The 14,926-nt window shown below is 48.2% G+C and carries 8 protein-coding genes; 2 read left to right on the forward strand and 6 right to left on the reverse strand.

Annotation, left to right across the window (positions count from 1 at the left end; genetic code table 11):
- Positions 1 to 63: 63 nt before the first annotated feature.
- Positions 64 to 633 carry a hypothetical protein gene (locus KR100_RS03830; protein ID WP_038543331.1) on the forward strand — a complete coding sequence of 190 codons (570 nt, stop codon included), beginning with the start codon at positions 64 to 66 and terminating at the stop codon, positions 631 to 633.
- Between the two features lie 91 nt (positions 634 to 724).
- On the opposite strand, the gene KR100_RS03835 is transcribed toward KR100_RS03830, so the two are convergent.
- The 6 genes from KR100_RS03835 to KR100_RS03860 form a co-directional block, all read right to left on the reverse strand.
- Complete coding sequence (locus tag KR100_RS03835) at positions 725 to 2,137, reverse strand: tetratricopeptide repeat protein (protein WP_038543333.1); 1,413 nt, start codon at positions 2,135 to 2,137, stop codon at positions 725 to 727.
- A gap of 63 nt (positions 2,138 to 2,200) precedes the next feature.
- Complete coding sequence (locus tag KR100_RS03840; RefSeq protein ID WP_038543335.1) at positions 2,201 to 4,363, reverse strand: AGE family epimerase/isomerase; 2,163 nt, start codon at positions 4,361 to 4,363, stop codon at positions 2,201 to 2,203.
- A gap of 61 nt (positions 4,364 to 4,424) precedes the next feature.
- Complete coding sequence (glgX, locus tag KR100_RS03845) at positions 4,425 to 6,593, reverse strand: glycogen debranching protein GlgX (RefSeq protein ID WP_081858856.1); 2,169 nt, start codon at positions 6,591 to 6,593, stop codon at positions 4,425 to 4,427.
- 175 nt (positions 6,594 to 6,768) lie between these two features.
- A complete protein-coding gene (locus tag KR100_RS14360) occupies positions 6,769 to 11,145 on the reverse strand; it encodes a multicopper oxidase domain-containing protein (RefSeq protein WP_162176474.1) in 4,377 nt (1,458 codons plus the stop codon).
- 230 nt (positions 11,146 to 11,375) lie between these two features.
- Complete coding sequence (locus tag KR100_RS03855; RefSeq protein ID WP_051847305.1) at positions 11,376 to 12,122, reverse strand: VOC family protein; 747 nt, start codon at positions 12,120 to 12,122, stop codon at positions 11,376 to 11,378.
- Positions 12,123 to 12,231: 109 nt separating this feature from the next.
- The gene (locus KR100_RS03860; RefSeq protein ID WP_162176475.1) at positions 12,232 to 13,908 is read right to left on the reverse strand and encodes a TolC family protein; all 1,677 of its coding nucleotides are present in this window, start codon (positions 13,906 to 13,908) and stop codon (positions 12,232 to 12,234) included.
- Between the two features lie 80 nt (positions 13,909 to 13,988).
- On the opposite strand from KR100_RS03860, the gene KR100_RS03865 reads away from it, so the two are divergent.
- Entirely contained in the window at positions 13,989 to 14,888 is a 900-nt protein-coding gene (locus KR100_RS03865) for an EthD domain-containing protein (protein WP_081858857.1), read from the forward strand.
- The last annotated feature ends 38 nt before the right edge of the window (positions 14,889 to 14,926 follow it).

The following is a 14,926-nucleotide window of genomic DNA, read 5'->3' on the forward strand; positions in this document are numbered from 1 at the left end:
GTCAACGCTTCGATCACGGCCAAGGTTGTTGGCTGTTCAACTTGCACCTTTTCTCAACGCACAATGGCACGTCAAAACTACTACGAAGGGCTGTCGGCGGATTATTCCCGGCCCGGTCTTGTCGAAAAAGATCACCAGGTCAAATTAATCCAGCGGTCTGAAGAGATTGGCAATCTCCAAGAAGCTGAACTGCCAGCCATTGGCCCGGATTACACGTTGGAACAGATCGAAGCTGAGAACCGTGAATTCTGGCCAACCCACTGCGAAGCACTTCGCCAGGGACGAGGCGATCTTCTAACAAAAGAATATCGTCCTGATCTTGTTTATCACTGCCAAGATGGGCCCTATCATGGCATCAAAGAGCAGGCCCAGCGCGAAAAACATTGGTGGGCCATCATTGCTCAGCCTGGTGTCACGATGTGTTGGCCGATCGTGCAATTCTGGGGTGAGTTCACTCACTTCGAGTGGATCTGCTTCGATGATGAGACCCATGAGCAGATTGCGAAGGGTAGTGTTTGCTGGGTGCGTCGCGGACATCGCGGTGGTTGCTATTACAAGAGCGAGCAACTCACCTTTACTCGTGATGTATTCGCATCAGATGATTTGTTGAAGTTAATCCTAACTAACGCCTGAACTCAAGACAGACTAAATTAAATGGTTTAAATTACCAACAAAAATATGAATTCAAGGGGCCTCATAGATAAAGGCCCCTTGTCATAGCATGCTAGGAAAAATTAAAAGCGATACAGATGCGTTCTTCAGATATACTGGTCTGAGGAATCGTTTCGTGGGGAAGAAAGCTCGGAAACAACACAACCCTGCCAGCCTTCGGCGTGATCTTCAATGGAGATGGTGTTGAGAACATCAGGTTGCCATCAGGAGAGTCATCCGATGATGTGATCTTGTCGACGCAGAGATAAAGCACACCACTGATCTTGGCTTCCGGGTGGATATGGCGTTTCTGATATCCCCCTTGTTTCAGGATCACAGCCCAGCCGCTGATCGATTCAGGATCCGGTTCGAGCGGGATTGGAAAGGACAGCTGTTTTGACAAATAGCCGTCAAGAGCCATTTTCAAGCTTTTGTTCAGTGCCAGTACGCACGCGGTTTGAGCTCCGGCAAGCATTTCGTGGGTTTGAAACCCGTCTCGGGTTGGTTTCCCTGCCCGGTTCCAAACCAAGCTGTCGAGTGTTCGGATCTCTTCGACCAAGGTTTTCAACACCACATCATGCTGATCGAAAAGTTGTGATGTTTGAACCAAATGGGTTGGGCTAAAGCCTGCTGGATCACCAAATTCAGCTTGCCATTTTGACGGCAATTCACAGATGGCTGCCGTCCAACGAATGTGATCAATCGTTTTTCGATATTGCTTCAGTCGATCAGAGGCGAGCTGCCAATGTTGGGATTCGATCGCCGCATAGCAGGCCTCCAAAGGATTCAGGGTTGCTGACGCGCCATGTTGGGAACTGGCATCGAGTTCTTGCAGTGCCTTTTTTGCCTCTGGCGCGTGGGGCACAAGTTGCTGGCAGACAAGAAAGGCTTGGCGTGCTTCATCAACTCGCCCCAGGGTTTGAAAAAAGCGCCCGAGATTGTAGTGACCCAGAAATTGCTGGGGATGTTGTTGGATCACCTGTTGATACAGCGTTTCTGCTGTTGCGTAATCACCCTGCTCCATCTGCACAATGGCCAGATTTGTGATCAGGGATGGGTCATTGGGGTTGGCACGAAGCGCTTGCTGAAGCAGTGTTTTGGCATCCGAGAGTTGCCCTGCCCGGAGGTAGGCCTCGCTGAGAGGAAGCGAGACGTCGGGCCGTTGCAATTGGCTGGTTTCGAGATCCTTCAGCAATCGAATCACCATGCGGTAATCAGAGATCCGGAAGGCTGATTGAGCCAACATGCTTTTCAACGGATCAGGGAGAATCGCTGGATCGCGTTTCGAAAAACTTGTTTCAAACAGCTGGATCAGCTCTCGGTCGCGCTTCTGCATCTGCAAAAGCCTGGTGATATTCAGGAAGACGCCAGGATTGTTGGGGTTCTCCTGAAGAGCTCGCCGAAAGGCCCGCTCTGCGGAGCCAAGATCTCCTCGCATGGCAGCCTCCACGCCTGCACGGTTGTGATCTTGGCCGGCTGCTGTCATGGTCGTACGGCAAAAAAAGGGGCCAACCACCGGAGGTGGCTGCCCCTGAGTGGTTGCTGACAATCAGCCAATCACTGCAAACTCTTCGTCGAGCTCTGCATCCTTGAGCCCCTGCGTGATCTCGGGGTTCAAACCCTTGAGTTGCAGACTGAAGTTCGCACCGCGCTGCTGCTTGGTGAACAACAGGTAATTCCAGCCGGTGTCATCAACCGACTTGAGATTGGACATGTCGAGGATCATCCCATTCATGCCGGGAACGCGTTCGACGGCGCGCTTCAGGAAGGGAAGTTTGCACTTGGTTAGATCACCATCCAGTGTGAAGGTGCCAATGGAGTTTTCGTAATTGGTCAGTCCGGCACTGAATCCAAGCCCTGCTGGTTCAATGCGCACGCGAACTCTCACGGCTTTGTCTGTTTCAGGCAGGTTGACGATCAGTTTTTCACGATCAAAGTCGGTGTAATTCTTGTCGTCAATCCAGACTTCTGCAAGCTCGATGCTGCCAGGGGGCAGCAGGTCTGGAGCGACACGCAGCTTGTTGTCCGGCCAAGCATGGGGCTCTGGCTTGAAGAAGAAGTCCATCGGCATCTTGTTCACGAGCAGGTTGGAGTAGATCGCTGCCAGGAAACAGAGTTCGAAGGAGTGATAACCAGCCATGGAGTGGCTTCCCTTACCGCGCTCGGATCCGAGTGAATAGGGCTGACCGTTGGCAAGAACGTTGAAGTAAACACCGCCTTGCTCATAGTCAAGGAACCAGCCGTTGTAGAAGGCGCTGCCTTCTCGGGCGAAGCGCAGATATTCAGGCTTGTCGTCATAAACGCCAGCCATGATGTAATACGCAAGGATTCCTTGTTCCTGCTGCCACCAGGCCTTGCGGTCGTGCCAAACACGGCGATAGTGCTCTTCGCCATCTTTGAGCGTCCGCTCCATCATGTCGTACCAACCACCGCGCTGGTTATCGCAACCGGCAGGGGGAATAGCATCAGCAATCTGATGGGCGAAGGTTTTGTAGCTGTCCTTCGGCATCAGGCTCTGCATCCGGGTCAGGTTCCAGGCCACCTTGAGGTTGTGACCCACAACGCAACGGGCCTGGTGGATGCCCCACTTGAGATCATGGGTCCAGTCGTCGAAGAACTTCTCGTTCATGAACGGGCTGTAGCCGTAATCCGGGAAGTGATCGCAGATGGTGTCGAAGGTGTCCTCAAGGAATGTGGCGTAGCCCTGCTCACCCGTCGCCAGGTAGAGATTGATCAGATAAGCCGGTGCGTGGTCGCCAACGGAGTTCCAGTTCTTCTTGGCCTTGTTCACACCCAGTGAATCCGCCTTGGGGTCGAACGTGACCGGATCCACGTGAGAGTAATAACCGCCGTATGGACCATGGTCCTTGTAGTAGCGGTTCAGGAAGGAAATGGTGTCGTCAATATCCGTCCGGATGGTTGGCGATCCTGTCAGGCGATAGGTCTGGGTGGGACCAGCCAGTGCATAGATCTGCTCGTAGCAGGGAATGGCATTACCTCCTTCATCTCCCCCAGCCGTGGAGCCCATGTACTTACGCAGTGAGCCATCACTTTGGATGTCAATTTGGCTGTACCAGTAGCAGATCCCTTCGGATTTGTTTTGATGACGGAAATGGCGTTGCATGTACTCTGTCCCGTTGATGGACGCCTCCAGGGCACGCTCATCACCGGTGATCATGTAAGCCGTGGCAAAGCCGTAGATCAGGCGGGAGATGGTATCCAGGTTCTGAACCCCATCCTGTTTGTCGCCTTCGGCGCTGAGGTCGGTGCGGAAGTTCTTGAAGTCGATGGTTTCCCCTTCTTCCACGGAGAATTGGGATTCCAGATAGAAGTTCAACAATTGCTGGATCTGATGAATCCACCAGTTCTGCTCCTCAATTCGTAGATCATCCTTCGTTTGACCAAACAGGAGCATGTGTTTGGCTTCAAACTTCAGCCCGCTTTCCTCGGGATAAAAAATTCCGTAGGCGTGAACGAAGCGATCCTCAACGAGTATCTGCTTTATGTCAGGAGCAACCTGGAAAGGTTCGCCAAGGTTGCGAACGATTTCGGCGTAACAAGCGTCAGTAATCTTGACTGAATAGATGCGACCGTCAGATGTTTCCAGCTCGACCATTCCCTTGCAGTCGAAAATCTCCGGGTAGGAAACGCTGCGGATGTAGCCTGCAACTAGGTCGGAGAAAGGAAAGTTGAGTTGATTGGAGGTGGTCATTGGAAGTGGAGATGCGTGGGAGAAATATCAGAGAAAAGAAATTTAGAGTGTCAGGATGAAGTCATGTGGTTTCTCGAGAAAAAAGAACCACAATGCTTCGCCCTGTTACTACGTATCGCCCATCGTTGATTTTGACCTGCTGGTCATAGTCAACGATGTCTTCAGGAGAGCGCAACGATGTATCGATCGTTCTGTACCAATTAAGTCCTTCGAACTGAGGGATCTCAAAGTCGATGGCATCCCAGTACATGTTCATCATCACGTGAATATTATTGGTGCCGTCCGTATCATCTGCAGTATCTCCCAAGGTGAAGGCCAAGCAGCGAGCCTGTGGATCATTCCATCCTGGTTGATTCACAACTGGACCATGCCAGTGAATATCACTGATGTTAAAGCGGTTAGTTTTTCCAGCAAAGTAACGGCCACTAAAATGGTTTTTGAACTTCAATCGCTTTTCAATCAGTTTCGACCAAAAGCGGATCATCTCCTGACTATCTGGAGAGTTTATTTTGTCCCAATTGAACCAATTGATCTCATTGTCGTGGCAATATGTATTGTTATTTCCTCCTTGGCTGCGCTTGAATTCATCGCCTGCGACAATCATTGGCACACCCATGGAAATCATCATGATGGTGGCGAAGTTCTTAACCTGTCGTGCACGTAGATCGTTAATCCATTGGTCTTCTGTCTCTCCCTCAACCCCGCAATTCCAGCTCACATTATCGTTGATTCCGTCATTATTGCCTTCACCGTTGGCCCAATTGTGCTTTTCGTTGTAGGCAGTTAAGTCATAGAGGGTGAAACCATCGTGGGCTGTGATGAAGTTGATGCTGTTCACCGGTTCTTCGCGGTGCCATTGATAGAGATCGGAGCTTCCAGTAATTCTTGATGCAACTTCACTGATCAGACCGGGGTCACCTTTGACGAAACCGCGGATCGCGTCGCGGTACTTGCCATTCCACTCAGCCCAGCGAGCTCCAGGGAAATAGCCGATTTGATAAAGCCCTGCGGCATCCCAGGCCTCAGCAATAACCTTGCTTTTTGCGAGCACATCATCCAGTTCAATGGCCCAGATCACTGGCGGATGTTCCATCGGTGCACCCGACTCGCCTCGACTGAGTACAGATCCTTCATCAAAACGGAAGCCATCAACATGCATCTCTTCCACCCAGAAACGAAGAGAGTCCAGAATCAGTTTTTCTCCGACGGGATGATTGCAGTTGAAGGTGTTACCACAGCCTGTGTAGTCGTAATAGAACTCCCTCGATCCATCAACTCCGGTGAGGTAGTAGTAGGTTGAATTATCAATTCCCTTGAAACAGAATGTCGGCCCCTGATGATTCCCTTCATCAGTGTGGTTGAAGACCACATCCAGAATTACCTCAATCCCTGCTTTGTGCAGGGCTTTGACCATATCTCTGAATTCCTTGATGTGTTGTCCATCGTTGTTGGAGACGCAGTAAGCCTGGTGAGGTGCAAAATAACCAACGGTGCTGTATCCCCAGTAATTCACCAGTTTTTTACCGTCGTGCTCACGCAGCACATCGGTATGGTCGAAGCAGAGAGGCGGCAGTAGTTCAACAGCCGTGACGCCTAATTGCTTGAGATAAGGAATTTTTTCGATTAGGCCTAGAAATGTTCCTGGGTTTTTGACTCCACTGGTTGGACTTTTGGTGAATCCACCCACATGCATTTCATAGATCACAGACTGCGCCATGGGAGTCTGAAGTGGTCGATCACCTTCCCAGTCGTAATCATCGATATCGATGATTACGCTGCGCATGCTGGTGTGAAGGTTGTCTCCGGGGAAACAGGCGTCACCTCGTTTCCACCGCGAGAGATTGTTGGCCTTGGCGTATGGGTCAATCAGAACCTTCTCGGGGTCAAAGCGGTGACCATTCCATGGTTCGTGGGGGCCATCGACGCGATAGGCATAACCCATCCCATGGCGGGCGCCTTCAATGAACACATGCCAGATATTGAAACTGTGATTTTTCTGGGAATCGAGTTCGATCACTCGAACCGGGTCAGCATCTTCTGGGCTGTTAAACAGCAAGAGGGTCACTGCCGTTGCGTTTGCGCTGTAGAGCGCAAAGTTCACCCCCGATTCCGTCACTGATGCTCCAAACGGATGGGAGGAGCCAGACCAGCGGCGCAACGCAGTGCCGGTTGGTTCCAGTGGATAACCACCTAACGTCGTCGTGATGGGGGCAGTCGCAAGTGACGTCATTTCTGATCAGAAAAATGATTGAGTTGAATCTGTCTTTTGGAGTTGGTTCAGATGTTGCCAATCAGGGCGCCATAAATGTTGAAGACCTGTCCCTTAATTTCCCTATAGCACTGGATTGACATGGAGAGTTTTGGGAGGCCGAGAACTGTTTTGATACCCTGACCGACGGCTGCCATCAAATGGATTGAATGACATCGCTATCGATCAATTCTTGTGAATTAATGTCGACGATCAAGCTCGTCGCTCCATTTTTTAGGGTTAATACGCTGTCGTCCCCTTGGGCTGTGATGGTGTATTTGTCGTTAGGGACTTCGATCATATCCTGTTCAATATCCAGATCAGAAATTGTATTGTTTCCTTTTTTATTTTTAATCACGAAAGTATCATAACCTCGCCCACCTTCCAAGGTGTTCTCTCCTGCCCCTCCGTTGAGCCGATCTTCACCCTGATTTCCTCGAAGGATATCATCACCCTTGCCTCCGCCGATAACATCTCCGCCTTGTTTTCCTTCTAACGAATCATTGCCCTGGCCTCCAGTGATCGTATCAATCCCTGGTGTTCCTTCGAGATTATTATCGTCGTTTGATCCATTGAATCTCTCGCCGTGAGTGAGCGTTGTTCGACGTGCTCTAAAGACCTGGTTTGTGCCTTTCTGGAAAGTATCTGAGTCGATGTAGAAGATGAAATCCCGCCCATCGATTGTCTCTCCCATTAAACCCCCGTTACCTCGTTCATCAGGTTTAGAGGAATGATCAAAGAACGTGCCGTTAATGCTTTTCAGTTGTTCGTTGATATTGAGGCTTGATTCAAGTGTTGGGATATCAGCGCTTGATTTCATGCTGGACATGCTTTTGCTTGTATGTGATTCATGGCCACTGCCACCGGTGTAGTAAAAACTTTTGATTGCTGGATCTTTCCTTGTTGAGTTTGCGTCCGTTTTTACAGCGATGAGATTCGCAAAGCTGGATTGAATCACTTGGTTATCAACTTCATCTTGTGTTTGCAGATTTTCAGGTCTTGGATTAATGTATCCAGACGATACGTCAACGTTTCCGCTGTAGTCGCCAAATGGCTGAAAATCATCCTCAAAGAGTTCCGTTGCTGCATGCATCGCTTTGCCGTCCATTCGATCCACATCTTGGACGGCGCTATCACCAATGTCCGCGCCTTGATCGTTTTGGATGACTTCAAAGATGCTTCGTCCGCTAAAGCCATGCACATATCCACTGCCACCATCACCCTGTCCGACAATAAGGTCAACAAAATTGTCGCTATTAATATCACCGGCTGCGATGTTGATCGTGGTTTTCCCTTTACCTTGGAATGGATAAATACGTCCCATCAGTGAATAGTCAGCCCCGCTATACATTTCGATCACAGGCTTCATCATTGGACCGCCGATTCCAGCGATAACGTCGGCAAAGCCGTCACCGTCGATATCACCAACCGCAATGGAGGTTTCACTGTCGTTTGCGATCTCAATGTCTTGGAAGGGAGTAATGTCCTTCAGGATGTAAACATCGTCCGTCCCGTCAATGGTGAGTTGTGGTTCGGCTTGGATTGTTGATTCAGGATTCGTTGCGAACGTAATATCCGCGCCACCGTAGAAGCTTTCTGAGCCAAAAACTTCGCCTTTCGCACCTTCGAATCGCCCCGTGCCATCAATCACGGTGTACAGCTCTTCACCATCTCCGTCAGAATCAACATCATCAACACCATGCGACTCGCTTGTAATTAAAGAGTCTTGACCATCCTCTGTTGCAAAGACAAAGCTGCCTTCTGGATAGCTACTTGGGATGGTTTCGCCATCGGCGCCCGTGATTTCACTGGGATCTGTGTTGGCATTCCAGCCGGCGTAGCTGCCATCATCGTTGAAAACATCTTCGAGATATGTCGTCCCTTTAAATGTATTGATGCCCCATGTACCGGGCCCACCGGTCCCTTTGTGATTATCAGGGTTGTCTGTTTTCTTCTTCCAGTACACATCACTTTCTAATGTGAGTTGTGACAGGTTTGCTTCTTCATTAATCACCGTCTTCGTCATATCGTCTTCAGCGACTGGCGCAAAGCCGGCAAACTTGTAATGACCCGTAGCTGCCTGCTTTACGGCATCTCCATCAAACACACGAATGGTGTAATCACCACTTGTTGAATTTTGGATCGTAACAATGTCCGTAATGTTATCACTAGATCCTTTGGTTCCGCTGGGATAATTGACGTCATTGTCTAAAGCAGCGTTGCCAAAAAACTTTCCATAGTTAATATCTCCAATCGCGACATTAATGTTCTTGTTATCTTCTTCGTCTGCGTAAGGAGTTAGCTGGTATTGCTGTCGTGTATCGCTGCCAAGTCTTAGGCTGACGCTGTTTCGTGCTTGATCACTCGCTATAAAAGTTGAATCGGTATTCAGGATAACCTTCACGGCTTGCATCATACCGGCATCCTCATGAAAGAGGATGTGACAGTGATTGACGTAGGCGCCCGGGAAATCCTCAAAGCGCATCCGGATTTTTGTTGAAAATGGCTGAACATTCTCGGTATCAGACGCTGCTGCTTGGCCATAGGGATTATCTGCAGTTTGCGTACCATCGATATAAGCACCTCCAAGCAACACAGTGTCAGCGAGTTGATTGCTTGGATACGCCGTAATCTGGTCTGTCGTTAAACCGTTGATCTCAGTAACGATGAAATCATTTTGGTGGATGTGGAAAGGGTGCCATTCTCCCCATTGGCCTACTTTCCCATACGATTCATTGTTAATGGTCCATTCTTCTGTGGTCCCAAGCATCGGCATGGCCACGACAGTTTGTTCTTGGGGCGTGTGGCCGAAATATCGTCCATTAATACGGTAAGCACCTTCAAAATCAGCTGGATCGTTATCACTTGGCGGATAGCTGCCCACTCCATTATCACCAAACATGTAATACTCATCAGGCATGGCTGCCCAGACAAATTCGCGTGTTTTAAGTTTTCCCTTCTCAAGTTTTTTGGTCGTTGTTGTCATCCAAGCGTCGATTTCTTCTTGCTCTTTTGTGATGTAATTCCAAGGTTCTGGTGCTGCGGGCCGCTCATCAATCTCTTCACCTGTAACGTTGACCGTTGCCAACACCTGAGGTCCCCAGACAAGGTGACCGTCGTTAAAGCCGTAATATGTCGATTCTCCAACATCTTCGCTGACAGTTGATGTGGAATCCGTATTTGATATCTCGGGCGCGAGGTCACCCAAGATTTCATTGGTGCCGTTGCTGAGGAAGTAATATTTGCCTGGTTTGGTGAACGCATGTTGCAACGTCATCCGCGCACCGGGTGCGATGGCGGGCGTTTCAGTTTGTTCGGAAAGCCCTTCCTCCGCAGCGCCCGAAACATCTCCGTCGACGGCGACGAGTTGGAATTCTTCGAGGCTTAATTCATCTTCATGCTCACGAACAAGCTGAATCACATGATGTGAATTGACTGCGAAGTTGAGGAAGCCAAACAGGTTCCATTCACCAACTTTGGCATCAATTGTTGGATTGTATTGGCCGTTAACAGTATGGATAATGTTTTCAATGGGTGCGCCATTCATCCCAAATCCATAGTAAGGGCCAAAGGCAACGGGGTTGGATGCTACAAGTTGCGGGTCATAGTTATTTGGCATGTAGTTGTAAGCGATATAGTCCGCTTCTGACACGTTGTATGTTGCATTTCCTTCAGCATCGGTGCTGACTACTTCCGCAGGGGTAGCGACGCGATAAGAGGTTCCATCTGGATCTTGGTTTACAGGATCAGTGGGAGATGCAGCACGCTCCTCTTGGTTGAGCCCAAAAGTCTGCAAACTCATCCAGTAAACTGGATCTGTCACCGGGTTGAAATTATCTAAGTCGTCGGTTTCTTCTGTTGAGGGCTGAATGAGAAGAGGGCCAGCCAAGCCTTTTGAGACCTGAACATTTGTGGCTCCGTGAAGATGCGGGTGATACCAGTCTGGTCCTACAAAGTGATCATCAGGAACTTTGATTTCTGTATCCCAGCTGGTGCCTGAATCAATGGTTACCAGTACGTTGTCGCTGTTTCCTTGCGCAGAAACGTGAAGGCCGTGGGTATGCAGATTCGTATCGTCAAAGTAGATTGATGCCGAATCTTCTGGTAGGTCATTGATGAGTCGTACTTTAATCGTGTCACCAGGATCAACGACGATTAACGGCCCCTGAGAGCTTCCTGTGCCGCCGTTATAAAATTGAAAATTATCATCGTAGGAGGAATCATTGCTTGTGTTATCCGCAATGAGCTTTCCTAAACCAGGAATGAACAGTTCATTGAATGCAGAGAGGTTGAGCTCAAGCTCAACAACGTCGCTCTCTGGTCCCCAGGACGAGTAATACAATCCATTGGGGTCTTCGTACGTATAGTTTCCGTTTTTATAATCGGCCTGTCCTTTTTGCCATTCCTGCCAGGCACTGGTGTATGGGATCGTTACGTCTGGATGAGGTAAGACTTTCAGATAACCGTCACCATATCCTGGGCTCCAAGAGTCGAAAAGGGATTGCCCAATGGTGTAGAAATCCTTGAGAGCCATCCTGAATGTTTTAGGCACTACTTCTAAGGTATTCACGGCAACTGATCTGGACCATATGTTTGCCTCTGCTCACCAAAAAACAGAAACGATCAGGTTCCGTCTAAAGAGTTTCTATCGCTCTTCTGACTATGGGCTTTTTGTTGCTAGTGCCCAAAAAAAGGTGGGAGATGTCCCACCCCTATGTTGCTTGTCTTGTGGACTTAATCAAAAGATGCGAATCAACGCCGTGATCAACCTTGCGGCCAGGTATGTGCGGTTTTGTTCAGCTTGTTGTATTGCTCCATGGCCTTGATAAAGTTTTCACGACAGACAGACCTTACTTGATTGAATTCCAGTTGTTCGCCATTAGGCCCCTTGGCGTAGATCAACGCCCAGCCCTCAAAAGATCCCGGGAATTCAGTCATTGCATAACTGGCAGGTGCTTTATCCAGGTCATCTCTTGATTCAACATCAATTTTACGGTTGATGGCCACTTCTGTTAAACCTTTTTTATGAGATTCTTCAACCAACTTATTCGCGAATTCTGTCATATCGACGTCTGATTTAACGTGAAATGACAGGTGTGGAACATTGCCAAAGCCAACACATGACGTAATTGATTTAAAGATGTTGGGTGCATATGGACCACCTTCCGCTTCTGCGCCGCGGAAATGAAGTAGCTCCAGATTGGTGTTGCCGAATTGAATGAAACGAACGTCCAGATTATCTTTACCGCTGCGGAGATCAGGAACTCCGTAGTACTCAGGCGAGTGTTCACCGTCTTTGCTGTTCATTTCATCCAATTGGAACAGTAGATTATGCATTTCTGAACCATAGAAACCGTCTCCTCCAACAGCCAGTCGGCCTCCGAGAATGTCAATGTAAAAAGTAAGTGACTTCTTTAAATCGGGAGTGGTCATCCCGAAATGCTGAATCCCCTGCAGCATATGCCCCAATGCTGAGGGAGATTCATTGGTGTCCGGAGAATAGAGCTCCATGATGTTCAAACTGATTCATACCAATACTAATCAGGCTGAAGCAATGCGAACTCTCCGTGCAGGCGTCTGTATGTCAGTGAATCAATACATGCTCGCAAAGGTCTTTGAATTAACCTTCTTTTAGGGTTTTGACAGCTTCATCGAGCATCTTTGAAACCCCAACTGGCCAGATTGATGTGTAGCGATAAAGCTTTGCTAAAGAATTGTTATATACGAAAATTGATTTTGTATAAGCCTCCGACGCTAGTGATACAGCATTTGCTGCTGCTGTGAACGCTGTAGCGTCGATTAAATTTTGTTGGTACAGAATTTTACTGGTATCTCTTGCCTTCTTTGCGTTGATCAATGCTGCCTTGGAGGTGTCTAAACTCATTTTGGCAGTTGTATATTCAGCGAATGCTGTCGCCGTTTGAGAGGCAACCATATCTCTCGAAGCTTGCGCTTTGGCGAGTGACTGTTTAGATGCATACTTTGCACTACGAGACTTTGCATCGTTGACTGTCCCGTCAAAATTCCAACTAAAGATCAATCCAATGTTTGCACTTGGACCCCAGCTCCAGGTCTTATTATTCTTTTTAGCATCTGATGCACCGTATATCCCGTTTTGGGAATTGTAATCCACGTAGCCATAGAGTGATAACTTTGGAAGGTAAGAATAACTGAATGATGTCGCCAGATAGCTCTGGGATTTCGCTATTGTTTGAGCAGCCAGAATTTCTTCACGATGAGCAAGAGCATGTTCAATAGTTGGCATTAGTTCCATGTCCCAACTTCCCAGAGGTCGCATCTGAAAATCATCAGATGGTTTGATTAATGTTCCAATCGGCAAACCCATTGCCTTTGCCATGTTTGCTCCAGCACGAATCAGCTTGACGTGCATACTGATGAGTTGCTCTAGCTGAGCATATAACGTTGCTTTCGACTGTTGGACAGCATTTTGGTTGATCAACGTTGGATCTGCATTGTATTTTGCTTGTGCTTGGGAGAGTTGCTCAACGTTTGCACGATAATCGAGTTCTAACCCATCCAAAAATTTGATTTCACTGTAAAGGGCAAAGTATCCTTCCTGGACAGCGAGTACTGTGTCTCGTACGGTCATATTAAAAAGTAATTCTTCTGCTTTCGCAGCCTCAGTTGAACTGTTGATAACAGCTCCTCGGGGCATATCAAAAAATGTCCATCGACCAGCTACTGCAGGAACAAAAGTATCGATAATGGTGTACTCATTTGCTTTTGTTTTTTCTAAGTATGTTTTGCCGTCCGTTGTTTCAACTGTCGTGTATGCACGAGCTTTAGAGGATGTGTAGCGTTGACCAATCGTCGGCCAAGTGGGAACGATATTGACGTCTCCATATGGACCTGCTCCGGATGCTGTTGGCCACCATAAGCGCTTATCACTTATAGCACTCCACTGTTTTGATTGAACCGAACGATAAGCCGCCTGAATTGTGGGGTTATTAGCGATGGCATAGGAGATTGCTTGATCCAAGGTATATGGCTGTGAGCGACCATCGAAGTCTCGTCTGATCGCTGCAAGCTGATCACTTGTTTCTTGAAATGTTTCATCTCCATATTCCAGAGAGTCAAAGGTCGTTTGCTCTGAGGGATCGGAGTAAGTTTGGGCCAAAAAACCGTTCTGGGATTGGTTGGCGTAACCCTGTGGTATGGCGAGTAGTCCTAAAAACTGTGTGGTTGATAGAAATGCAATTATTCGTTTCATTTTCGATGGAATCTTGAAACTTCTGAAATCTAGAGAGTTTTTATTATTTTGCAGTGCTTTTGTCATGAATTGCACGTATTGGCGCACGACCCAATTGCTCAATTTTTTCCATCGCATTTATCATGGATATGTGTTGCTCTCTAATCATGGCCTTTGCTGACGCTCGCGAGGAGGTGGTTTTTTATGTTCCCCTCTGGATCCGCAACGGTATTTCTCTTGAGCAATTTGACAACTACTGGCGTGATGTTCATGGTCCTGTTTGTGCTCGTCTTCCTGGTCAGATGGAGTACTGGCAGTATCACTTGTCTGCCTATGACGGGGGCATTTTCCCTGAGATCAAGAACATAACGATCAATACAGATCCAGCTGACCAATTTCTTGGAATTGCTGAGTTAACATTTTCGACGGTTGAGGATCGTGCTACTTGGTTTACAGCCTCAGCAATTTTAATGGATGACGAACATAATATATTCAGCAAAGCCATTGGCTACACAACCTCAATGGGAAATACACGCACCGTTTTAAGCCGTTTGTCAGAGCCCTATCCCAATGGTCCGTTGTCTGAAATGCGTTATCACATTCTTCTGCGTAAGGAGGATGCTGTTTCCGTTGAAGACTTCAGAGATTATGTTAGGGAAACTTTAATTCATGCCATCTCTAAGCGTCCTGAAGTTGTTCAACTGCGTTATCACCTGTTTGATGCGATTGATCTGTCTCGCCCAGACGCACAAGGTGTCGAACACGTTGAAAAAGATGGCAAGGACTATCACGCCGCTTTTGAGATTTCGTTTGCGAATGGTTTAGATCGTGAGAGTTTCTTTGCTTCCAAGGAATTCACCCAAGCCCTCACCGACGGGGCTTTGATGATCGACATGATCAAGCCTTGTGCCGAGCGATTTGCAGCGACGTTTGTTCGGGATCACCAGATGACGCTTGCTGGTCAACGTGGATCATCTGTCGCCCAGTTGGTTGCCGAATTGGGAGCTCTCAATCAGATTCGTGATGATATCGGTTCTCTGATGTTGACGAATAAGCTGGAAGGCTAAATAATTAGCAATTAATTCAGTATTGCTGCTGAAGTCAT

The sequence above is a fragment of the Synechococcus sp. KORDI-100 genome, assembly GCF_000737535.1.
Taxonomy (GTDB): domain Bacteria; phylum Cyanobacteriota; class Cyanobacteriia; order PCC-6307; family Cyanobiaceae; genus Parasynechococcus.